Origin of the sequence: Yersinia sp. Marseille-Q5920, from assembly GCF_946902935.1 — a bacterium.
GTDB classification, from domain to species: Bacteria; Pseudomonadota; Gammaproteobacteria; order Enterobacterales; family Enterobacteriaceae; genus Yersinia; species Yersinia rochesterensis.
In genome coordinates, this window is record NZ_CAMPQA010000001.1 from 372,347 (window position 1) to 390,139 (window position 17,793).

The window sequence follows — 17,793 nt, forward strand, 5'->3', positions numbered from 1 at the left end:
CATAAAACATATAAAGCCATGTAAAGAGATATTACTAATCACGTAATTCACATAATATCCTTTAAATTCAATTAACTAATACTTTTCCACGATCCACTTAGAGATCCGAAAACTGAAAAATACTGAAATTCTTTTCAATCTTTTCAGTTGGCAAAACTCTGCAAAGCCCCAGCCACGGCGCGGGCTGGCGGGGTGTTTTGTAGAAAATTAAAACTGAAAAAACTTTATTACGCAAAGTGTGCAGGCGGGTGCGGTGTAGTGCCGTTTCCGTCATGATGACGTTTCTTTCGTGGCATGTTCCGCTACGTGCGCGAGCCGTGGCTGGCGTGATCCATTTTGAGTATTACGGTGTGGTGGTGAGTTTATCGCGGGGTGTGTTGGGCCATTGGCAGCGGTTTGTGACAGGCGTAAAAAAGCCCGCGCGCGGCGGGCTGATTGTGCGAGATCGATTAGCCGATCACAGGGGCGTATTTACCACGTAATCCGTCTGACTTGGTACCGGTGGCGGTGATGCTAGCAGCATTGAGCGGGCCTCCGGTATTGGTATGGGTATGTGCTGCGGTCAACTGCGCCAGCTCTTTCACCACATCCAGCGTATCCAGCATGAGGGCCATCACGTTAATCTGCTGGCTACCAATCCACACCACTGGCGCTATCACATCCTGCCGGGCGGCGGCTATGCTGCTGCGGATATTACCAATTTTCTCTATCAAGTCCTGCCCCACATCGGTGGTTAAGGTTTTGCCCACTTTGGCCATGTAACTGGCTTGAGTGGCCAGACTGTAATCCCCCTCGCTAATCTGCTGGATAGCACCGGCCAGTAAAGTGGCCGTCCCCAGTACCGTGGTTTTGTCCGTGGCCTGAACGGTGGTTTCACGGGCTACCAGTGTGCGGGTTTCATCGTCAGCCGTAATCACCCGGCTCATGGATTCTTCACGAATAACCTGATCGGTTTTACGCTCCCAGTCCCCCGCCACCGTCACCCGCTGCGATACCCCATCACGCTGTTGCTGTAGTTGCTCACCCGGCTGCACCGTGGGCAGGTTATTGCCCTGTGATAAGGTTTGACGCACAAATGGCTTATCCGGCCTGCCGCCAGTAAAGCCCACTTCCACCAAGGTACCTGCCGGGGGGAACTGGAACATGCCCGACTCGGCCCCGGCCATCGGCAGAGGTAACGGCACCGCAGGGTAAACCGGCGTATCTGCCGCGGCCTTGCCATCATCATCCAGCAATTGCAGATTAACGGCATAACGGGGCCGGAACGGGTCAGCCATATCACCGCTGGTCACCGCCTCGCTTGGCCCCTCAACACGGGCCATTTTCGGCAGATGTAACCCGGCGGATAACTCCGGGTAGGCGTTATCAATCTGACGCTGTATCGGGGTTTTCTGCAACGGCTGGCCGGTGATTTTATTGCGCGGCGTCCACGTTAAGACCAAATCATCATTATTCAGCCGAACAGTAGTTAAGCGCTGGCCATTCAATTCCACTCCGGGGCGCACCGATTGGATCATAGGCACGGTCATGGTATTGCCTGCCGCCGCTGCGGTGCTAAATTCAGGCGGGATAGCCACTGGCTTACCGGCAAATAATGAATGTTGCCAACTGCCCACATAGACCGCGCCGTCTGGCAACTGGTACCAGACATAATCCGTAATGCCAAAGGCGTGGCCGATATTGGCCAACAATTGATAGCCGCTGCCGCTGTGGGTAAAATGCGGTATTGGCTTGTCGTTATAATCAGCACTGGCGGCAAGCTGGAACGTTAACCCGCTGTTGTCAGTCAGCCATTCCGCCAACTGGCGCAGGGTCGGGTGTTGCATCGATACCGGCCACATGCGCTCGAAAACGCCGGTTAACTCACGTACAAAAAGCCGTTGAGCGCCGTTCTCTGCCGGTTGCGAGCGTTCCACATAACCGGTAAACCAGCGCAAGATTAATTCAGGGTAACCGGCATCCAGCCGCACCAATTTGCCGGTATAATCGGTGGTGGTTTCTGCGGTAATAAAGCCGCGCCCGCAGGCGTTCAGCTCCAACACCAGATTGGCATCAACCAGCGGCACCACATCGCCGGACAGCATCAACCTGCGAATAGATTTCATGAGGTTGGCCCCAGCGCATCATTGACCGGTTTCAACACTTTGCGCTCAAACCAGCTCAACTTCTCGGCATCCTCGCCCGCTTCACTGCCGCTGGTACCGCCTGCGGTCTGCTTTTTGGCGGCAGTTTTGCCCCCGGCGCGGGCCTCGCGTTTTTCTGACACACTCAAAAACTCTTTGAGGGTAAAGGTCACCAGCCACGCCATTTTGCCATCCTGTTTTGGCGCATCAATCGCGCCGGTAAAGGTGGCCAGCCGGAAATTAATCGCCTGCGCCACCTGATTGGCTACCCGGTATTTTTTCAGTGCGCCGCCTGCGTCTTTGGTTTCAGCCAGTGCAAAAATGCGGGTTAATACCTCCGGGGTGCTGAACGACACCAGCCCGGATACGCGCAGCTCTTTGGCCTTAATGCCCTGCTCTGCCGTGGCGGTGCTCGACGTCTGCCCGGACTGGTCTTTTTCCTGAAATTGCATAGTAGGGGTTACGGTCAACCCCTTTAACGGGATGGCTTCACCGTCCAGTGCCAGCATGACTATCTGGGTCATTTATCATCGCCTCCAGCGTGGTTAAATCCTCTCCGGCAAACAGCGTGGCCAGAGTAAAAACCGCATCCTGCTGCGGTACGTTCTTTTTCATCTCACTGGCCACCGTGGCCGCGCTGCCGCTGGCGGTAAATACCCACGCCTGCGCACTGCCTGCCAGTAAGCCATTTAACGCATTTTCCACACTGGCCAATGCCGCCGCTTTAGCACTGGCAAAACCGGATAACGCCGATCCCAATCCAGCCATGCTAGCCCCCGCCCCGGCGGCATCTTTGGCCTGTGCGATACGTTGGGCATTGATGGCCATGCGGCTGGTTGCGGTGGATAACGGCTGCGGCAGCGGTAAAGCGCTTCCGGCATTGACCGGTAACTGCATTTTGGTGGTGGCCAGTGTGGCCGCAGTGCTGGCCATGCGGGCGACTTGCGAGAACACCGGCAACGGCAGCACCGCAGAGAATTGCGTGAGCGCTCGCATAAAGGCGGGATGGTCAGCGGCGCAGACCATAAATACCACCACCGACTGCTGGCCACCGCTGCCCGCCAGTTTTCCCGCCAGATGATCCACGGCGTTCTGCGGGCTAAGGTAACTGCCCGATTCCTCGCTACGGCCTACGCCATAAACCCACGGATGCACCGGCAGCATGGCGCAATTGACTGCGGCCATATTACCGGGGATAGATAATGTTGCTTTACGCCACATCCCGCACCTCTGGCCATACCGGCACCCGATAGCCCTGATTTACCGCTTCAATCAAAAGCCATTGCGGTAATTCTGGCAACTCGATTAATGGCCAGTTGGCCAGTGTTGGCCATGCGCGATAAGCGGCACGAATGGCCATTAACTCACTGCGCTGTGCATCTGTCAGAGGCTTATCATCAATTGAATAATCAACAATGGTGATGGCATCGGTTGCCGTAATAAATGCATCACGATAGCGGCGGGCCGTCGCTGCTACAGCATCAGCCGTAACCACGGGAGCAGGAACATTCACCCATACCGGCTTACCTTTTTTATCTGCACCGCGCATTTTCCCGGCTGGCGGTTGCGCTGCAAATTGCGCATAAATATCATCGCCAATCTCGATCAAGTCACTCGGTAATGTCCCGGCGTCTGCATAAACATCAAGCAACTCTTTGGGGTAAAAACTCAGTGTTGTAGCTGAAAAACAATACATAGTGACCTCCTGTCAAAAACCAATCGCAATAAATAGCGGGTAAACTGCTGCACCGGCTGTACCGCCGCCGGGCCGCTGCAATATGCACGTTGCGCTGGTGTTATCCCAGCTTGCGAGTTGATACCACACATCACTATTTATATCCTGAGCGGGGTTTTTTGTGGACACATGCGCCATCAAACACGCCGCCGGAAAAGGAATCGGGAATTTAGTCACCACATTCAGCGTTTCATGAATAATTGCGGGGCCGGTACACCACTGGATAATCATTTTTGATACCGGGTCACGCCACCACCCATTTCCGCTCAACGCTGATGTACTGCGCATCGCGTTGAGATAAGTAGATAGCCAGCCGTTACCCCATATTGCGCCTTTAATATCGCCGTTATAACCGTAGGCTGTGGCTCCGCCACCCGCATAGAAATCGCCATCACTTGTAATCTTTGGGGCTTTAAATGGTGCAGTGCTCGATACCGTATCGCTAATATTCAGACCCGCGTTTGCCGCGTTGTTATATATAGTCAGCACACTACTGTTGTTTCCACTGCCGTTTCCGACATACCACTTTCCTGTGGCTTCAATATAAAGAGCCTCAGTGATGCTATTTGTTGTTAGAGTAATTCCAGAGCCTTTAATATTTGCAAAGCCAGTGGGTGTATTCACTGATAGCCTGTCAGGGCGCAGTATCATTGAATAGCCTGAGTTGTCATTCCAGAAGTAAATATTCTTGTCAGAATGCAGACCTATGCCGGTTCCTGTCGGGTTTGTAATCCCGCAATTTGTCGGGCCAATAAGAAAACTTCTATATCCAGACGGTCCTATGGGCTCGCCGTGAATCCCTGTTATTTTTAGCGCGCCGGTCATAGTGCCGCCGGTAGCGGGTAATGCATTCACAATGCGACTATCGTCACCGGCGGCAACGGTACCGGCAACTTTACCGATATCAACCAGTGCCGCGCCTTTGAGCGCAAGGTTTTGCCGGAATAGTGGTACGTTGGGAATATCCGCGCCGTTCCGGTCTTTTGCCAGCCGTGCGTTGGCATTATCCATGGCGATTTTTACCGCTTTCGGCGTGGCGGCCAGTGTTTCGCTGGTACTATCCGTTGCGCTGGCTAACTGGACAAACCCCTTATATAACAGCGTCCCGTCCGGGTGATCACGCGATTTTTCATGCAGCTCCAAGCTGTTGCTGGCACTGTCCATCACTGCCTTGACCGCTTTCGGCGTTGCGGCCAATGTTTCGCTGGTACTATCCGTTGCGCTGGTTAACTGGACAAACCCCTTATATAACAGCGTCCCGTCCGGGTGATTACGGGATTTCTCATGTTTTGCTAACGCATCGTCAGTCAATGAACCTTGCGGGCGCAGGTCGGTAATATTACCCGCCGCATCAATGCTGGCCACAGCAAACACCCGATGCATAAACCCGGCATTGTCCTGATAATCTGCCAGCGTTGCCGCCACGCTCACGGATACCACGCTTTCCCACTGACTGACCACATTGCCCTGCAAACTCACGTCTGCCCACACTTTCACCGGCTTGGCCAACACCGTAATATTTTTGTTTGCCGCCAGCACAGCCCGCAGCCCGCCCACATAGGCATTACCGGCGGTCACGTAATATTGCTGGCCGGTCTTGGCCACCAAAAAGCCATTACCGAAGAATGCACCGGGGCCGTAGTGGTCAAGGTTAATCAGGCGTTGCCGCTCATCAATGCCGGTCAGCCGGGCGGTAAAATCAATCTGCCATGTTTCTGCCGGAACCGTGATACCTGTTTCACTGGCAGCACCGTTATATTCCATTAAAAAACTGCGGGTTAAGGCATTGCCCTGCTGGCCATTGGCATTAGCAATTTTGCGCTGGGTCGGCGCATGAACAATCATGGCCACCGTGCCGCTGGCTTTATTCACCAGACCAATCCAGTTAAAATCAAAGTCCCCTATTTCGGTACCGATAGTGACCGAATACACCACTGCATTTTGATTAACCACCCCGGTTTTATTCACCGCCTGACGGTGAACAATCTGCCCGGCAGGGGGTAACCCCTCGCTGCGATTGATGGGAGTATTCGGATTTAACCCCGGCACAAAAGCCAATACAAATTCATCCACCACCACGGTGTTACCGCCTGCGGCTTCCCTCGCTTTCCACTGCTCAAAAGCGGTGGTGATAATTGATTGAGACATCATTTCTTCCCTGTTAATGAGGCGGTAAAGGTGGTGGCCGCTGCGGCGGCACTGGTTGCCACGCCACTGCTGGCGCTGTAACACACATATTCATTGCCCATCCAGCCAGCGCGAATACGCAGCCCTAAGACGGTGATCACTTCAAAGCGATAACGGCGGCAGGTTTTGCCGTACTGGCGAATAATCTGCATCAACAAATCGCTGTTACTGGCTATCTGACCATCACTGACGCGCACCAGAATCACGTCCCAGTCAATGTCCGGCTGGCGCTCCAGCAATTCCACATACCCAATGCCTAAGCGCTCAAAGATGGCAATAAAACCTGCTACCGAACCGGCGTCAGCGGCGTTAATAAAGGCGTACTGCACCCGCTTGCGGTATAAGCTCAACGGCTCGCCGTTAAAACGGCTGATATCCCGCTGATAGGCCAGCACGTTAAGCAATGGCACCGTGCAAGTGGCAGCATCCAACTGATTAAGCGGCCAACTCAGCCAGCCATGCACCCATTGCCACCACCGACGGCAAATACGCAGTAACTTGTTGGGTTCGCCTTTGTCCATCCAAGAGGGCAAACGCAGGCTTTTTAAGCGGGTGATGAAATCAGGCATTTTCTATTACCACCGTTAAACTTTTCAGGCGTGGCACACTCAGGCCACTGACAATGTCGGTCAGTGAAAAACTCACCGACTCAATCAGCGGAAACGCCTTGTGCAGCTCCCGCCCCAGATTAGAAAATGAGTAACGGGAATAGGGCCACGTCTTAAGCACTTTGTAATGACTGTTTTGACGAAAAGCGCAACGGATCAGGTTTTCACAACCGTTGTGTAGCCCGGTCAGTTCATCCGCGCTCAGGTTCTCTTTGTTATTGATATACAACGTGACGCGCAAATCATGCTGGCTTTCCGGCAATGGCATACACTGCATATCATCACCATGGCCGTGGTGGCCCTGATTGGTGATATGGTCATTGACCGCATCAATAAACGGTTGGGATATCTCGCCACTGTCCAGCAGTAAATAGGCGTTGGCGGTACCCGGCCCGCGTGGCGCATCATGCAAAAAATAAATCCGGTCAATGGATAACCCCACAACACCGGCTATCATGCTGCGGTACACCGCATCGGTGTGATAATTGCCAACCAGATTGAACTGGTTACGGCACCTGTCGCGAAAATCATCATCTGACTCTTTATCAGCGCCCGGCACCGTCAACCAGTTGCCCTCGCTTTGGGCGCGTTCAATGCCCGGTACCGCTTGCGGCAAAATTCGGTAATAACCGGGGGCCAGATTAAACGCTCCGCCCACCTCAGCCGCATTCACCGGCACCAACCCACTGGCGACACCGGCCGCAATGGCGGTTTCACTGCTCACCACCACGCTGTAGACCTTGCCGTTAATGCGTTCGGTCTGAATAATCGTCCCGGCCGGTATCACCACATCTTGCTGAGTATCGGATTTATAGAAGCGGATCATGCCCTGTGCAGCGGTGGCCGGTTTACGACTGGCATTGACGCCCCAGCCAAACACATCCAAAAAAGAGCCGCTGGCAGTGGCCAGATACATATTGGTCAGCACGGTATTGATTAACACCTCGTTGAGCCACAGCACCGGGCGGGTGACAATGGTTTTAATCAGCCGCCAGAACGGCGACATGCCGGAGGTATTGGTAATTAACCCCTCTTCTTCTACCAGTTCGTCAAATTTCAGCCGAATATCTGTTTCAGTGGTCGGCATCCCGCTGTCTTTTAATACCTGTTCGTAATCTATTTCAGGCTTATTATTCATAATCCGTGTGGGGGAGTGATCATTTTAACATAGCTTAGGGAGAGTCTGATTTAGGCGGGATGCCTTGAAAGGAGCGGCTTGCGGGGCAATTCAACGATTTTGCATGGTCACGATAAAAATAATCAAAAGTGCGTTTTTTTGCATTCAATTCTGCACAAATTAGATCATACGATGATCCATTTTAAAAGCATTGTGATAATTATGAGGTAAATCATTAAGTACGTGAATATATCTCTATGAATCTGCTTACTTTTTGTTGATATTTAATACTGCGCCATGTTCGCCCATCTCAGCGATATCAAAAATCTCTTTCACTCTCTCAAGTGGCAATTTTGCAAGTAACAGTGCTGTTTTCTTTGCCTGCGGAGGCAGGCTAATCAAGCCCTGGTTCTCTTCGTCAGTAATTGCCAGCAAAGTATCAATCCCCTTACGTCTAACAACCTGTAAAGTGCTGTTACGCTCTTCTTCGGTCATTAATTCATAAATCTTCAGCCATTCCTGTGTATTCGCATCTAAGCCCACAGAATCATCACGCTTGTAATTAGCGCTTGGTTGACTCACGCCTGCTTCCTGTGCCAAACCAAGATAATGGCGGATAACCTGCGGCAAGCTATCTATATGGTATTCAAATGAACGCCCACGCACACCAGGCACACTCACTGGCCTTTTCACCCATCCTTCCACCTTTGCCCGCTTATTAATTCCTTGCGGCGTAGAAGGCAATCCAGGGACATGAATCAAGTCCTTTGCCAAATACCATTCCTGTTTCATACAAAACCCCATGAACGAAACAAATAAACTAGAAAGCAAAACGGATTCATTCAAATAAAAACACATAAATATCAAATGATTAAATTCAAACTGTCGATTTTGCAAGAAACTTTGAAAGAAACCATTTGAAAACAACTGAGTTTCTGTCTAATATTCAAATCAGCCACATGGTGTAACGCCGTTAGGTGACCCACCTGTGTAACCGTATAGGTTGGCATAAAACAAATAGAACGGGAAGAAAACAATGAAAGAAACTGATTGGCATAGAGCGGATATCGTTGCCGCAATACACAAGAAGGGGTTGTCACTGACTTCCTTATCAGTCGATGCTGGTCTGGCCCCATCCACGTTGAGAAATGCCCTCAGAGGCTCTTACCCGAAAGCAGAAGTCATTATCGCGAATGCTATTGGCGTATCCCCTGCTGTTATCTGGCCATCTCGCCATGCAGAGAGGGCTGGCAAATGATCTGGATAACCCTGAATGAATTACTGTCTGTTAATGGTTTACCCAAAACCCCACAGGGGCTAGGTAAAAAAGCCAAGAACGAAGGATGGACACGCAGAAAATTAACCGGGGTTAAAGGGTTAAGTTACGAGTATCTGGTCGAGAGTTTACCCACTGACGCTCAGGCAATAATCAAAGAACGCCACCTCAACTCTCTGTTAACAGCAGAAAAAAAGGCCGTTAAAACGGCAGTTAACGGCGATTTAAACCCGAGGGTAAAAGCCAAGCATGAACTTGATCTTATGCGCCAATGTCCCGCTCTGTTGGAACGTAGCACCGGCAATCTGACCAAGTTACAGCGTGATATTGCGGATGCCCGCGCCACTCTGGTGACCGAGGTTATCAATTTACAGAACGCTGGATTGTCACGCATTCGAGCCATTAATTATATTTGTGACCAGTCACGTTCTAATAATTTGCCTGAGAACTTGCAGAAAGCAGCCGCGATGGCCAATGCCCGTAAAGGTCTGCGCACAGGCGTCAGCACCCGCACCCTGAATGGTTGGGTTGTTGACTATGAACGTGCCGCCACGCCCTCTGAGCGTCTGGTTTTATTGGCTCCAGGGCACAATAAAGGCAAACCCGTTGAGCGCATTAAATGGATGCCACTATTTATGGCGCACTACCGCACCACCAACGGATTAAGCATTGCTGAGGCTTACGAGAACTTTGAGCATGACTGGCAAATGCAGTATGCAGACCAGCCCGCTATGCTCGCCGCAATTCCTTCTGTCTATGCCGTGCGGCGGGCATTAGACAAGTTGCCAACCGTCGTTAAACAACGTGGCCGTGTTACGGGTTCTGCCATGCGAGCGCTGAATACCTATGTGAAGCGTGACTGGTCACAAATGCCCGTTAATGGTGTTTGGATTGGCGATGGCCACAGCATGAAAATGAAGGTGGCACACCCTGACCATGGTCGCCCATTTACCCCCGAAATAACCCTGGTTATTGATGGACGGACACGCTATGTCGTCGGCTGGAGCCTGAGCCTGGCTGAGAACGTGATCGCTGTGGCTGATGCACTGCGCCACGGTATGCAGAGTCACGGCATACCCCTGATTTACTATTCAGATAACGGTGCAGGTCAAACCGCAAACGTATTAGATGCTGATATTACGGGGATTTTATCGCGTCTTGGTGTGGAACACCCCACCGGTATCCCCGGTAACCCGCAGGCACGTGGGATTATTGAGCGGCTTAACCGCGAAATTCCTGCCCGTATCGCCCGTAAATTTGCCACCTATAACGGTAAATCTGCTGACCGCGAAACGGTTCGTATGGTCAGCGTTGACCTTAATTCAGCCTTCAATGCACAGGGGAAGAATAAAGAGCTCAGCAGTCGCCAAAAGGCGGCGATGGCTAAATTACCCTCATGGCAGCAGCTTATCGATGCCATAGAAGATGAAATTGAAGCCTATAACACCACTCACCGTCACAGTGAATTACCCCGCCGTGACGATGGTAAACACTATACCGCTACGGAGTACCGCCAGTTATTGCTGGCCAGCGAGACCATTGATCGCCTTTCCGATATCGAGTTGCGCGACATGTTCCGTCCGCAAGTCAAACGTACCGCCCAGCGCGGTTGGCTGTCTATCTTCAATAACCAATATTTTGCTGAGGGTTTAATTCAGGTCGATGGCGAAGAAGTTCTGGTTGAGTTCGATATTCACGATGCCAGCAGCGTTACCGTTCGCCGCCTTGATGGCTCGTTTATCTGTACTGCGATTGTGAATGGTAATACCCGCGCCGCCTTCCCTGTCGATTACGTCCAGAAAGTGGCAAAAGACCGCCATAGCCGCCGTATGAAACTGGTTGAACAAAAAGCCGAAGAGATTAATGCCGAGCTTAATCCAGTATTAACCGTTGATAGTGCGCCTGACTTTGGCTCACTGATTCAGGGTGATATCTCACGCATTAATGATGACCGGGAAGAGATGTTTTTATTCCAATCTGATCGCGATGAATATTTAAAAACACACGGTAATAAAAAAGCGGCGATTTGACGCCCATCAAATGCCGCTCATTCACTACATAGGAATTAAATCATGACAATTAAAAATGACCTTATAGAACTGATGGAACGTAAAAGCCTCAACCAAACACAGGTTTCACGCGCTATCGGTATGAGTACTGCCACCGTCAATCAATATCTACAAGATAAATATAACGGGGATTTGGACAGGGTCAATAGTGAGGTACAGGCTTTCCTCGATCGCACTCGCGAGAAAGATAAAGCCCAGCGCGTAGACGTGAAGTTTGTTGCAACGTCAGCATCCAAAAAAGCGCTGGAAATTATCCGTATGGCCCACGTTGACGGTGAGATCAATGTGATTTACGGCGAGGCCGGGCTAGGTAAAACCATGGCATTAAAGGCTTACGCCAGCCAGAACTCAACTGCGCTGTTAATCGAAGTTGACCCCAGCTTTACCGCTCGCGTCTTACTGGAAGAAATCTGTAACCGTTTGGGGCTATCCCCTCGCGGCAACATGCATGAAACCTTTGAGTTATGTACCAATAAATTACGTGATTCGGGCTATGTCTTGTTGATTGACGAGGGGGAGTTGCTGCCACATCGGTCACTGGAAGTGCTGCGCCGCCTGCACGATAAAAGCGGTATCGGCGTTGTCCTGGTTGGTATGCCGCGACTGTTGATTAACCTGAAAGGTAAGCGTGGCGAATTCGTCCAACTTTATAGCCGTGTGGCTTTTGCGCTCAATATCGGTAATGCCCTGCCTAAAGATGATGTCAGTGCCATTGCGGCCAGTGTGTTACCTGCGGTAGCAGATGATATCAATGAGGCGCTTTATCAGGAATCAAAAGGCAATGCCCGCCGCTTATTTAAGTTACTGCGCGGTGCAATTCGCCTTAGCCATATCAATGAAACACCCATGGGTGTCGGTGCCGTTCGCCAAGCCGCCAAAATGTTAATTAATTAAGGAATAAGCCATGTGCCAATTACCTATTAATAACCCGACCTTAATGAAGCCTATTAATCGCTTATTACGCGCCGGTATTAAAGTGGTGGAATTAAATACCCGCTTACGCCGTCCGATCATCGAAGTTGATCGCCCCTTTAAGGCATGGGAACAAGGCGCGGTTGAGATAACCGAAACCCGCAATGGCGTCCGTAGCCTGGTCAAAATGACCATCTGGCGCGGCGCTCATATCATCTGGAGATAGCCAGTTATGGCAAAAATAATCATTGATATTACGACAGACAGTAAAAACCGGATGGCTGTTGATTGTCGGTGTGAAGCAACAAAAACAGACGGTAAGGATGATTTAGCGATAGCCAAAGCGGTTTCTTGCGGGTTGGCTGGGCATATTTCAATCAAGGCTCACGAAGCATTAATTAAAACAAAACGAGGTAAAAAGCATGTCCACTGATAACAAACAATTCACTGATAAAGCCGCTCCAGAGGGGTACTGGGTTGATGCTAAAGGTATTCTGACCCCAATCTCTCTGGTTAAAGATATCGACAAAATGCGCGACACATTAGTGGGTGACATTATCAATCGCGCACTGGTCGTTAACAAAATGCTGACCGAGTTTAAGTTGGCCACCTTTGCTGACATCGCCGCGTTCGTTGACCTGTCAGCCAATGAATACAATGTTTCACTGGGTGGTAAGAAAGGCAACGTCACGCTGTATACCTTTGACGGTAAATATAAAATCCAACGGGCCATGCAAGACCGCATTGCCTTTGATGAGCGCCTGCAAGCCGCTAAAGCGCTTATTGATGAATGCCTTGCCGATTGGGTGGAAGGTGCTCGTCCAGAAATTCATACCTTAATCAACCGGGCTTTCTCCTCTGATAAAGAGGGTGAGATCAATACTGGGGCAGTCTTGGCCCTGCGTCGTTATGACATTCAGGACTTACGCTGGCTACGCGCCATGGATGCCATCAGCGAAGCCGTACAGGTGGTGGGAAGTCGTTCTTATGTCCGGGTCTATGAACGCATTGGTGACAGTGACCAATATCAGGCCATCTCCCTTGATATCTCTGGAGTCTGATATGAGAGCCGAAGAGTTTAATCGACGCTATCCCATTGGTGCATTTTTTATCTATCAACCCTGCAAAGTTTTACGCGGTGGTAAAGCGGTAAAGACGGTTGGCCCAGCTAGTGACTTTAATTCGGCGACTGTCGTGGAAATTAATAAAGAACCTTATTTTGCTAATACGGAATCATTAACGCCTGCGGGCTAATTTAATTCGCTTTTAAATCATCTTTAAACATGGCGTAAACCCGCAGGGGCGCGCTTACGCCAAAATAATGGAAAACTATCATCATGAATAAAGAAAAGTATCTCGCCAAAATAAAGAAACTGCTGAATTTGGCTAAGCACAGTACCAATCCCAATGAAGCTGCCAATGCGATGAGTCAGGCTCAAAACCTGATGCGTGAGCATGGTCTGACATCCATTGATATCGACTTGATGGAAATCAACGAGGCAGGCAGTAAAGGCGCTCCCTCTCATGCTCAGGCTGTCCCTAAATATATGGGGCTGCTGGCAGATATCATCTGTCGGGCTTTCGGCGTTAAGTGTTATATGACCTTTAAACGTAATTATTACACTACCGCTCAGCGTCAGGTTATTTTCTACGGCCCGAATGAACGCCCACAAATAGCAGCTTATGCCTTTGACGTACTCTCTCGCCAAATGATGAAAGCCCGCCGTGAATATACCGCGTCAATGCGCAAGAGCATTAAAGCCAGCACCAAAATAGCCCGAGGGGATACCTTCTGTGAGGGGTGGGTAATAGGCGCTTATCAGGTCATTAAAGATTTTACGGTTACAGATACAGAGGCAACCCTAATCACTGCCTACCATCGTAAATTGCAGAAAGATATTGGGCTGCAATCAGGCGATATGCGAGAAGCCAAAAAGTGTCGCGGGGCTGATGATGCTGCGGAGACTGGATATCGAGCCGGTAAAGATGCCAGCTTGCTTCATGCGGTCAATGGTACTGATTCTCAGCCCGCATTGATTGGGAGGTCATAATGGAAAATCTGTCTAAGACTGATTCATTGCGCCAGGCGCTACAAGTGCTGGGGACTGCCACAGGCCGCGAACTGGCCAACTTCACCGGCTTACCGATTGATCGCGTTGGTGCGTTGTTGGCCTGTGATATCCGCAAAGGGCGCGTTGTCCGTGGCTGGAATGGAAAAATACGTTGCTACGGCATGGCTGGCACTCTCCAGGATACCGGTTCTGTTGTTGGTAAAGTTGGCTCAGGTAAGGGAAAAGGTAAGGTTCGTTACCTGCCACTGGGCGTCACCAATCCTGCGTTTAGGGCGTTGGCCCAGAAAGCGGTAGTCCTTGAACAACAATTCAAATACTCCAGCGCCATGTCTGCCTGGCTGGCCGCTGCTGACGCATCCATGCTGCTGGTCAACGAGCAATGGTGCCTCCATCGCGCCATGTTTTGTGAATCAGCCCAGTCTAAAGGCTGGGGAGGTCGCCCATGAAAGCCCATGTCAGCAGCCGGGAATATCAGGATAACGGCAACAAACGTATTTACACCCTGACCGATGGCAGCGTGGTTATCGAGTACCCCAACTTGCCTGGTAAATCGCGCTTCAATTTCTTTGATAGTCGCGGGAATACGGTTCACAAGAACCAACAGCGCGTCACCATGAAGCAAGCCGTTGAACACCATAAAAAACAGTGGAAGGTGAAGCCATGAGCCATTTTCTGAAAGGGTTATCAGCCGATAAATTCAATCAAAAATACCCTATTGGTAGTCGTTTCCATTACTTCTCCGTTAAGGGTATTCCTGACGGCGTGGAGGTGGTCACCCGCACTGAGGCTTGGGCATTAGGGCATGGTGCGGTGGTGGTTAGCGTCAATGGCCGCGCCGGTGGCCTGAGCATTGAGCATCTGAAACCAACCATTGCATCTGTGGGAGAGTCTAATGGAAATTGAAATCAGTCAATCAGTGAAAATGCGTCTCTCTGGTCTGGAACGTTTAGACCCTATTGAGGTTCTGGTTGATGACTATGAGCCAGGCAAAGGGAAAATCACTATCACCTGCTACGGAAAGGCATGGACAGCATCGTGGTTCGCGATGTCTGACCAGACAATCAGTCAGTTTTTCCGGCGTTGTGGCAATGACTATCTTATCGGCTATTTATCCCCGCAGCTTGACCAGCAAAATGATGGTGATAACGACGATAATATTATTTTTGTGAAGCGGGAGATTATCAGGTTACTTCGCGCAAATGACATTACGAAAGAAAAAGCCCGTGAATATTGGGATGCGGCTGTCTCCTCTGAGGATGTCAAATCAGATGTTTGCAAATGGATTTCGGGGTCAGATTTAGCTGATTTGCTGGGAGATGACCCTTACTACGCTAATTGGCCAATGATAGAAAATCCTCGCTACCGATATTTGTCTCGCATCGTTGATGCAGTGAAAGCGGGTTTTGAACAATCAGAATGGGTTAAGGAGGCATGATGACTATTAGAGAAATCACCTTAATCTGTTGGGCCGTAGCATCCTACATCTACCTTGGTTATTGCTGGGTCAGCATTCTGAAACGGTTGGGTTGGGCAAGAAAAGATATTCACCCTCTTGCTTACATCGTAACCGTGTTGCTTTGGCCTGTGGGATTGATGCTTTTTGAAGCGCGGCTGATTGAAGAGGACTATGACGACAATGACTAAATACAACAATAAAGAGCAGGCAGCGGCGCGTAAGCGCCTCTCCCGCGCCCGCGCAAAGTCACGGTTCGGCCAGCATCGTCTTGAAATCGTTCTCTCTGACCGTGGGCTCAAAATGCTGCTTGATGGCTGCAAGCGCCGCAATCCGGGTCGTAAGCCTTATATCCCCAGCGAGTATGTTGAGCTTTTAATCTTTTGTGACGGTGAGCGACTGGAGCGGCAAGAGGCGGCGTTGGGTAATTGCAATCACTGCAATCTTCCGTTGCCAGCAGGTTGCAATACGGCATTTGTGGGTGAGTCTGCATGTTGGTTTTATCGTGAGTCACGGACTTTAAATTTGACTGATGTGACCGGTCACGCTCGATTAGATGAGGTGCAGAATGACTGACCTTGGCGTATTAAAAAATCACCTGGCACTGGGTGAAGACTACAGCGAAGAACTGCTGAAAGTGCTCCAGTCGGCTTTTGATGAGATTACCACCTCGCGGGCAAAGCTGCTTGAATTGGGCGGTTACTCTCCAGCGGATACTGCTGATTTACTGACTGGCTGCGGGAAATTAACCCAACACATCACTAAGTTTGAACACAGCAGCCCGTACTCTGTAGGTTCTTCCGCTTTGATTAACTTATTGGTGACGCATCAAAACCAACACACTGTTATTGAACAATCATTAACCTTAACTTCTCTCAATAACGAGTGGTTTGCTCTGGTGGGCTTTGATAAGTTTCCTTGGCATACCTCACCAGCCGAGGCGATGGATACACTATCTGACTGGCTTATCCGGTTGGGCTTGGCGACAAGAGTCAGTGATAGTTTACGGACTCAACTGGGGGCGTTATGGACAAAAAACTGATCCAGCTTATTCATGTCGGTAAGTCTGCTTTAGCCTGGGACGATGAAACCTACCGCGATGTTATTTATCGCCTGACAGGTAAAACCAGCTCGGCTCATTGTTCCATCGAGCAGCAAGAACGTATTGTGGTTTATATGCGGGCTCATGGATTTGAGCCTAAACCGACCCCAAAACGCGGACGTCGCCCCAGCGTTCCCGCCAGCAAGAGGACGATACTCGGTAAGATTGAAGCACTTCTGGCTGACGCAAACCGACCATGGGATTATGCTGAATCTATGGCGCAACATATGTTTCAGGTAAGATATGTTGATTGGTTGCCGCTGGATCAACTGACAAAACTGATGCAGGCATTGATTATTGATGCCAAACGTCGAGGGAAATCATGATGGATATTGAGCAGGTTAAAGCGCTATTGCCAGAGTCTGTCCAGCAGATTGCCGAGTTGATCGGTTATCCAGCCACAGCCCGCCTGCTCGATAAGTTGGGTGGCACCACCTTCCCAATCGGTAAAGGGTTGCGCGCACTTGGCGCAGCCCGCGCCACGTTGTTACGTGAAACCATTGGTGATGAAAACGCGCAACTGTTGGTCAAGCACTTTGGTGGGGAGGTTCTTTACCTCCCTCGTTGTGATCGGGCATTGCGTGAGTTGCGTAACCGTTCGTTCCTGGCTGAATTTGCGCAGTTGCGTGACACTGGCGTCTCTTCACTGATGGTAATGACGCAGCTATGCCCTAAATATGGTTTCTCTGATAGGTTCGCTTGGGGATTGTTAGAGAGGAATAAAAATATTATGGATACTCAACAGCATTCTTTATTTTAATGGAGCTAGATAGAATGAAAAAATACCTTTGCATGGCGCTGATTTTTACTTGTTCTGCAACAGCCTATGCTGAGTCAGAAAAAGACATGGTGAATAAAGCGTTACAAGGCGATTATCAGGTACAAAGAAATTTGGCTCATTACTATATGGATGGACGTAGTGAACCTGATTATATTCCGCAATCACCTATTCATGCTTGTGCATGGCGTAAGATTATTATATTGACCGGTGCTGATAAAATAGACGCTGGTGATTTTGGTAATGAGTCTGTAGATTGTAAAAAAGTTCATCCAACAGATAATGAGAAAGTTTGGAATGTTGTTTTCGCCGCGCTAAAAGCAATGCCTAATTAATCCACTGAACCCCTTCCACTGATTAA

The 17,793-nt window shown here is 50.1% G+C and carries 28 protein-coding genes; 19 read left to right on the plus strand and 9 right to left on the minus strand.

Annotated features, from left to right (window positions below; genetic code table 11):
- Positions 1-97 precede the first annotated feature (97 nt).
- The gene (locus tag OVO64_RS01765; protein WP_267248547.1) at positions 98-274 is read right to left on the minus strand and encodes a hypothetical protein; all 177 of its coding nucleotides are present in this window, start codon (positions 272-274) and stop codon (positions 98-100) included.
- Here OVO64_RS01765 and OVO64_RS01770 point away from each other — a divergent pair.
- Positions 273-482, plus strand: coding sequence for a hypothetical protein (locus OVO64_RS01770; protein WP_267248548.1), 210 nt, complete (start codon positions 273-275; stop codon positions 480-482). The genes OVO64_RS01765 and OVO64_RS01770 overlap by 2 nt on opposite strands.
- Here the strand turns inward: OVO64_RS01770 and OVO64_RS01775 are convergent.
- The 8 genes from OVO64_RS01775 to OVO64_RS01810 all read right to left on the minus strand — a co-directional run bounded on the left by OVO64_RS01775 (position 450) and on the right by OVO64_RS01810 (position 8,562).
- Complete coding sequence (locus tag OVO64_RS01775) at positions 450-2,105, minus strand: hypothetical protein (protein ID WP_267248549.1); 1,656 nt, start codon at positions 2,103-2,105, stop codon at positions 450-452. The two genes, OVO64_RS01770 and OVO64_RS01775, sit on opposite strands and share 33 nt — an antisense overlap.
- The gene (locus tag OVO64_RS01780) at positions 2,102-2,647 is read right to left on the minus strand and encodes a hypothetical protein (RefSeq protein ID WP_267248550.1); all 546 of its coding nucleotides are present in this window, start codon (positions 2,645-2,647) and stop codon (positions 2,102-2,104) included. The genes OVO64_RS01775 and OVO64_RS01780 overlap by 4 nt, the downstream gene beginning before the upstream one ends.
- Positions 2,613-3,344 (minus strand): hypothetical protein, encoded by a 732-nt coding sequence (locus OVO64_RS01785; protein ID WP_267248551.1) that lies wholly within the window; start codon positions 3,342-3,344, stop codon positions 2,613-2,615. Before OVO64_RS01785 ends, OVO64_RS01780 begins: the two co-directional genes overlap by 35 nt.
- Positions 3,334-3,819 carry a tail fiber assembly protein gene (locus tag OVO64_RS01790; RefSeq protein WP_267248552.1) on the minus strand — a complete coding sequence of 162 codons (486 nt, stop codon included), beginning with the start codon at positions 3,817-3,819 and terminating at the stop codon, positions 3,334-3,336. Before OVO64_RS01790 ends, OVO64_RS01785 begins: the two co-directional genes overlap by 11 nt.
- Before the next feature lie 12 nt (positions 3,820-3,831).
- Positions 3,832-6,006 carry a tail fiber protein gene (locus tag OVO64_RS01795; protein ID WP_267248604.1) on the minus strand — a complete coding sequence of 725 codons (2,175 nt, stop codon included), beginning with the start codon at positions 6,004-6,006 and terminating at the stop codon, positions 3,832-3,834.
- Positions 6,006-6,614, minus strand: a complete 609-nt coding sequence (locus tag OVO64_RS01800; RefSeq protein ID WP_050289564.1) for a phage tail protein — start codon at positions 6,612-6,614, stop codon at positions 6,006-6,008. The genes OVO64_RS01795 and OVO64_RS01800 overlap by 1 nt, the downstream gene beginning before the upstream one ends.
- On the minus strand, positions 6,607-7,791 hold the full coding sequence (locus OVO64_RS01805; RefSeq protein ID WP_267248553.1) for a baseplate J/gp47 family protein: 1,185 nt from the start codon (positions 7,789-7,791) through the stop codon (positions 6,607-6,609). Before OVO64_RS01805 ends, OVO64_RS01800 begins: the two co-directional genes overlap by 8 nt.
- A 246-nt stretch (positions 7,792-8,037) precedes the next feature.
- Positions 8,038-8,562, minus strand: coding sequence for a DNA-binding protein (locus OVO64_RS01810; RefSeq protein ID WP_267248554.1), 525 nt, complete (start codon positions 8,560-8,562; stop codon positions 8,038-8,040).
- Between the two features lie 244 nt (positions 8,563-8,806).
- Here OVO64_RS01810 and OVO64_RS01815 point away from each other — a divergent pair, with 244 nt between their 5' ends.
- The 18 genes from OVO64_RS01815 (at position 8,807) to OVO64_RS01900 (ending at position 17,767) form a co-directional block, all read left to right on the plus strand.
- Complete coding sequence (locus tag OVO64_RS01815) at positions 8,807-9,028, plus strand: helix-turn-helix domain-containing protein (RefSeq protein ID WP_049608950.1); 222 nt, start codon at positions 8,807-8,809, stop codon at positions 9,026-9,028.
- Positions 9,025-11,076, plus strand: coding sequence for a Mu transposase C-terminal domain-containing protein (locus OVO64_RS01820; protein ID WP_267248555.1), 2,052 nt, complete (start codon positions 9,025-9,027; stop codon positions 11,074-11,076). Before OVO64_RS01815 ends, OVO64_RS01820 begins: the two co-directional genes overlap by 4 nt.
- Positions 11,077-11,118: 42 nt before the next feature.
- The gene (locus tag OVO64_RS01825; protein ID WP_267248556.1) at positions 11,119-12,009 is read left to right on the plus strand and encodes an AAA family ATPase; all 891 of its coding nucleotides are present in this window, start codon (positions 11,119-11,121) and stop codon (positions 12,007-12,009) included.
- Between the two features lie 10 nt (positions 12,010-12,019).
- A complete protein-coding gene (locus OVO64_RS01830) occupies positions 12,020-12,253 on the plus strand; it encodes a hypothetical protein (protein ID WP_012303416.1) in 234 nt (77 codons plus the stop codon).
- Between the two features lie 6 nt (positions 12,254-12,259).
- On the plus strand, positions 12,260-12,460 hold the full coding sequence (locus OVO64_RS01835; protein WP_012303415.1) for a hypothetical protein: 201 nt from the start codon (positions 12,260-12,262) through the stop codon (positions 12,458-12,460).
- A complete protein-coding gene (locus tag OVO64_RS01840) occupies positions 12,450-13,088 on the plus strand; it encodes a DUF3164 family protein (RefSeq protein ID WP_077174013.1) in 639 nt (212 codons plus the stop codon). The genes OVO64_RS01835 and OVO64_RS01840 overlap by 11 nt, the downstream gene beginning before the upstream one ends.
- A 1-nt stretch (position 13,089) precedes the next feature.
- Positions 13,090-13,281: a hypothetical protein gene (locus tag OVO64_RS01845; protein ID WP_077174014.1), complete on the plus strand. Its 192-nt coding sequence runs from the start codon at positions 13,090-13,092 to the stop codon at positions 13,279-13,281.
- An 83-nt stretch (positions 13,282-13,364) separates the two neighbouring features.
- Entirely contained in the window at positions 13,365-14,078 is a 714-nt protein-coding gene (locus OVO64_RS01850; RefSeq protein WP_077174015.1) for a DUF2786 domain-containing protein, read from the plus strand.
- Positions 14,078-14,545, plus strand: coding sequence for an ANR family transcriptional regulator (locus tag OVO64_RS01855; RefSeq protein ID WP_267248557.1), 468 nt, complete (start codon positions 14,078-14,080; stop codon positions 14,543-14,545). The genes OVO64_RS01850 and OVO64_RS01855 overlap by 1 nt, the downstream gene beginning before the upstream one ends.
- Positions 14,542-14,763 (plus strand): hypothetical protein, encoded by a 222-nt coding sequence (locus OVO64_RS01860; RefSeq protein ID WP_267248559.1) that lies wholly within the window; start codon positions 14,542-14,544, stop codon positions 14,761-14,763. The genes OVO64_RS01855 and OVO64_RS01860 overlap by 4 nt, the downstream gene beginning before the upstream one ends.
- Positions 14,760-15,002 (plus strand): hypothetical protein, encoded by a 243-nt coding sequence (locus OVO64_RS01865; RefSeq protein WP_267248560.1) that lies wholly within the window; start codon positions 14,760-14,762, stop codon positions 15,000-15,002. Before OVO64_RS01860 ends, OVO64_RS01865 begins: the two co-directional genes overlap by 4 nt.
- Positions 14,992-15,534, plus strand: coding sequence for a hypothetical protein (locus OVO64_RS01870; RefSeq protein ID WP_267248561.1), 543 nt, complete (start codon positions 14,992-14,994; stop codon positions 15,532-15,534). The genes OVO64_RS01865 and OVO64_RS01870 overlap by 11 nt, the downstream gene beginning before the upstream one ends.
- Entirely contained in the window at positions 15,531-15,743 is a 213-nt protein-coding gene (locus OVO64_RS01875; protein ID WP_267248562.1) for a hypothetical protein, read from the plus strand. The genes OVO64_RS01870 and OVO64_RS01875 overlap by 4 nt, the downstream gene beginning before the upstream one ends.
- Entirely contained in the window at positions 15,727-16,128 is a 402-nt protein-coding gene (locus OVO64_RS01880) for a hypothetical protein (RefSeq protein WP_267248563.1), read from the plus strand. Before OVO64_RS01875 ends, OVO64_RS01880 begins: the two co-directional genes overlap by 17 nt.
- Positions 16,121-16,594, plus strand: a complete 474-nt coding sequence (locus OVO64_RS01885) for a hypothetical protein (protein ID WP_267248564.1) — start codon at positions 16,121-16,123, stop codon at positions 16,592-16,594. Before OVO64_RS01880 ends, OVO64_RS01885 begins: the two co-directional genes overlap by 8 nt.
- Positions 16,579-16,980 (plus strand): gp16 family protein, encoded by a 402-nt coding sequence (locus OVO64_RS01890; RefSeq protein WP_267248565.1) that lies wholly within the window; start codon positions 16,579-16,581, stop codon positions 16,978-16,980. The genes OVO64_RS01885 and OVO64_RS01890 overlap by 16 nt, the downstream gene beginning before the upstream one ends.
- Positions 16,980-17,414, plus strand: a complete 435-nt coding sequence (locus OVO64_RS01895; RefSeq protein WP_057631313.1) for a Mor transcription activator family protein — start codon at positions 16,980-16,982, stop codon at positions 17,412-17,414. The genes OVO64_RS01890 and OVO64_RS01895 overlap by 1 nt, the downstream gene beginning before the upstream one ends.
- Before the next feature lie 14 nt (positions 17,415-17,428).
- Positions 17,429-17,767 (plus strand): hypothetical protein, encoded by a 339-nt coding sequence (locus OVO64_RS01900; protein WP_057628167.1) that lies wholly within the window; start codon positions 17,429-17,431, stop codon positions 17,765-17,767.
- The last annotated feature ends 26 nt before the right edge of the window (positions 17,768-17,793 follow it).

Excerpts from the sequence above, each read along its gene's own strand:
- OVO64_RS01865 (WP_267248560.1), top strand. The coding sequence starts at position 14,760 with ATGAGCCATTTTCTGAAAGGGTTATCAGCCGATAAATTCAATCAAAAA.
- OVO64_RS01805 (WP_267248553.1), bottom strand. The coding sequence starts at position 7,791 with ATGAATAATAAGCCTGAAATAGATTACGAACAGGTATTAAAAGACAGC.
- OVO64_RS01790 (WP_267248552.1), bottom strand. The coding sequence starts at position 3,819 with ATGTATTGTTTTTCAGCTACAACACTGAGTTTTTACCCCAAAGAGTTG.
- OVO64_RS01800 (WP_050289564.1), bottom strand. The coding sequence starts at position 6,614 with ATGCCTGATTTCATCACCCGCTTAAAAAGCCTGCGTTTGCCCTCTTGG.
- OVO64_RS01810 (WP_267248554.1), bottom strand. The coding sequence starts at position 8,562 with ATGAAACAGGAATGGTATTTGGCAAAGGACTTGATTCATGTCCCTGGA.
- OVO64_RS01890 (WP_267248565.1), top strand. The coding sequence starts at position 16,579 with ATGGACAAAAAACTGATCCAGCTTATTCATGTCGGTAAGTCTGCTTTA.
- OVO64_RS01785 (WP_267248551.1), bottom strand. The coding sequence starts at position 3,344 with ATGTGGCGTAAAGCAACATTATCTATCCCCGGTAATATGGCCGCAGTC.
- OVO64_RS01780 (WP_267248550.1), bottom strand. The coding sequence starts at position 2,647 with ATGACCCAGATAGTCATGCTGGCACTGGACGGTGAAGCCATCCCGTTA.
- OVO64_RS01835 (WP_012303415.1), top strand. The coding sequence starts at position 12,260 with ATGGCAAAAATAATCATTGATATTACGACAGACAGTAAAAACCGGATG.
- OVO64_RS01860 (WP_267248559.1), top strand. The coding sequence starts at position 14,542 with ATGAAAGCCCATGTCAGCAGCCGGGAATATCAGGATAACGGCAACAAA.
- OVO64_RS01830 (WP_012303416.1), top strand. The coding sequence starts at position 12,020 with ATGTGCCAATTACCTATTAATAACCCGACCTTAATGAAGCCTATTAAT.
- OVO64_RS01770 (WP_267248548.1), top strand. The coding sequence starts at position 273 with ATGATGACGTTTCTTTCGTGGCATGTTCCGCTACGTGCGCGAGCCGTG.
- OVO64_RS01820 (WP_267248555.1), top strand. The coding sequence starts at position 9,025 with ATGATCTGGATAACCCTGAATGAATTACTGTCTGTTAATGGTTTACCC.
- OVO64_RS01870 (WP_267248561.1), top strand. The coding sequence starts at position 14,992 with ATGGAAATTGAAATCAGTCAATCAGTGAAAATGCGTCTCTCTGGTCTG.
- OVO64_RS01795 (WP_267248604.1), bottom strand. The coding sequence starts at position 6,006 with ATGTCTCAATCAATTATCACCACCGCTTTTGAGCAGTGGAAAGCGAGG.
- OVO64_RS01765 (WP_267248547.1), bottom strand. The coding sequence starts at position 274 with ATGACGGAAACGGCACTACACCGCACCCGCCTGCACACTTTGCGTAAT.
- OVO64_RS01850 (WP_077174015.1), top strand. The coding sequence starts at position 13,365 with ATGAATAAAGAAAAGTATCTCGCCAAAATAAAGAAACTGCTGAATTTG.
- OVO64_RS01895 (WP_057631313.1), top strand. The coding sequence starts at position 16,980 with ATGGATATTGAGCAGGTTAAAGCGCTATTGCCAGAGTCTGTCCAGCAG.
- OVO64_RS01885 (WP_267248564.1), top strand. The coding sequence starts at position 16,121 with ATGACTGACCTTGGCGTATTAAAAAATCACCTGGCACTGGGTGAAGAC.
- OVO64_RS01840 (WP_077174013.1), top strand. The coding sequence starts at position 12,450 with ATGTCCACTGATAACAAACAATTCACTGATAAAGCCGCTCCAGAGGGG.
- OVO64_RS01775 (WP_267248549.1), bottom strand. The coding sequence starts at position 2,105 with ATGAAATCTATTCGCAGGTTGATGCTGTCCGGCGATGTGGTGCCGCTG.
- OVO64_RS01815 (WP_049608950.1), top strand. The coding sequence starts at position 8,807 with ATGAAAGAAACTGATTGGCATAGAGCGGATATCGTTGCCGCAATACAC.
- OVO64_RS01875 (WP_267248562.1), top strand. The coding sequence starts at position 15,531 with ATGATGACTATTAGAGAAATCACCTTAATCTGTTGGGCCGTAGCATCC.
- OVO64_RS01855 (WP_267248557.1), top strand. The coding sequence starts at position 14,078 with ATGGAAAATCTGTCTAAGACTGATTCATTGCGCCAGGCGCTACAAGTG.
- OVO64_RS01880 (WP_267248563.1), top strand. The coding sequence starts at position 15,727 with ATGACGACAATGACTAAATACAACAATAAAGAGCAGGCAGCGGCGCGT.
- OVO64_RS01845 (WP_077174014.1), top strand. The coding sequence starts at position 13,090 with ATGAGAGCCGAAGAGTTTAATCGACGCTATCCCATTGGTGCATTTTTT.
- OVO64_RS01825 (WP_267248556.1), top strand. The coding sequence starts at position 11,119 with ATGACAATTAAAAATGACCTTATAGAACTGATGGAACGTAAAAGCCTC.
- OVO64_RS01900 (WP_057628167.1), top strand. The coding sequence starts at position 17,429 with ATGAAAAAATACCTTTGCATGGCGCTGATTTTTACTTGTTCTGCAACA.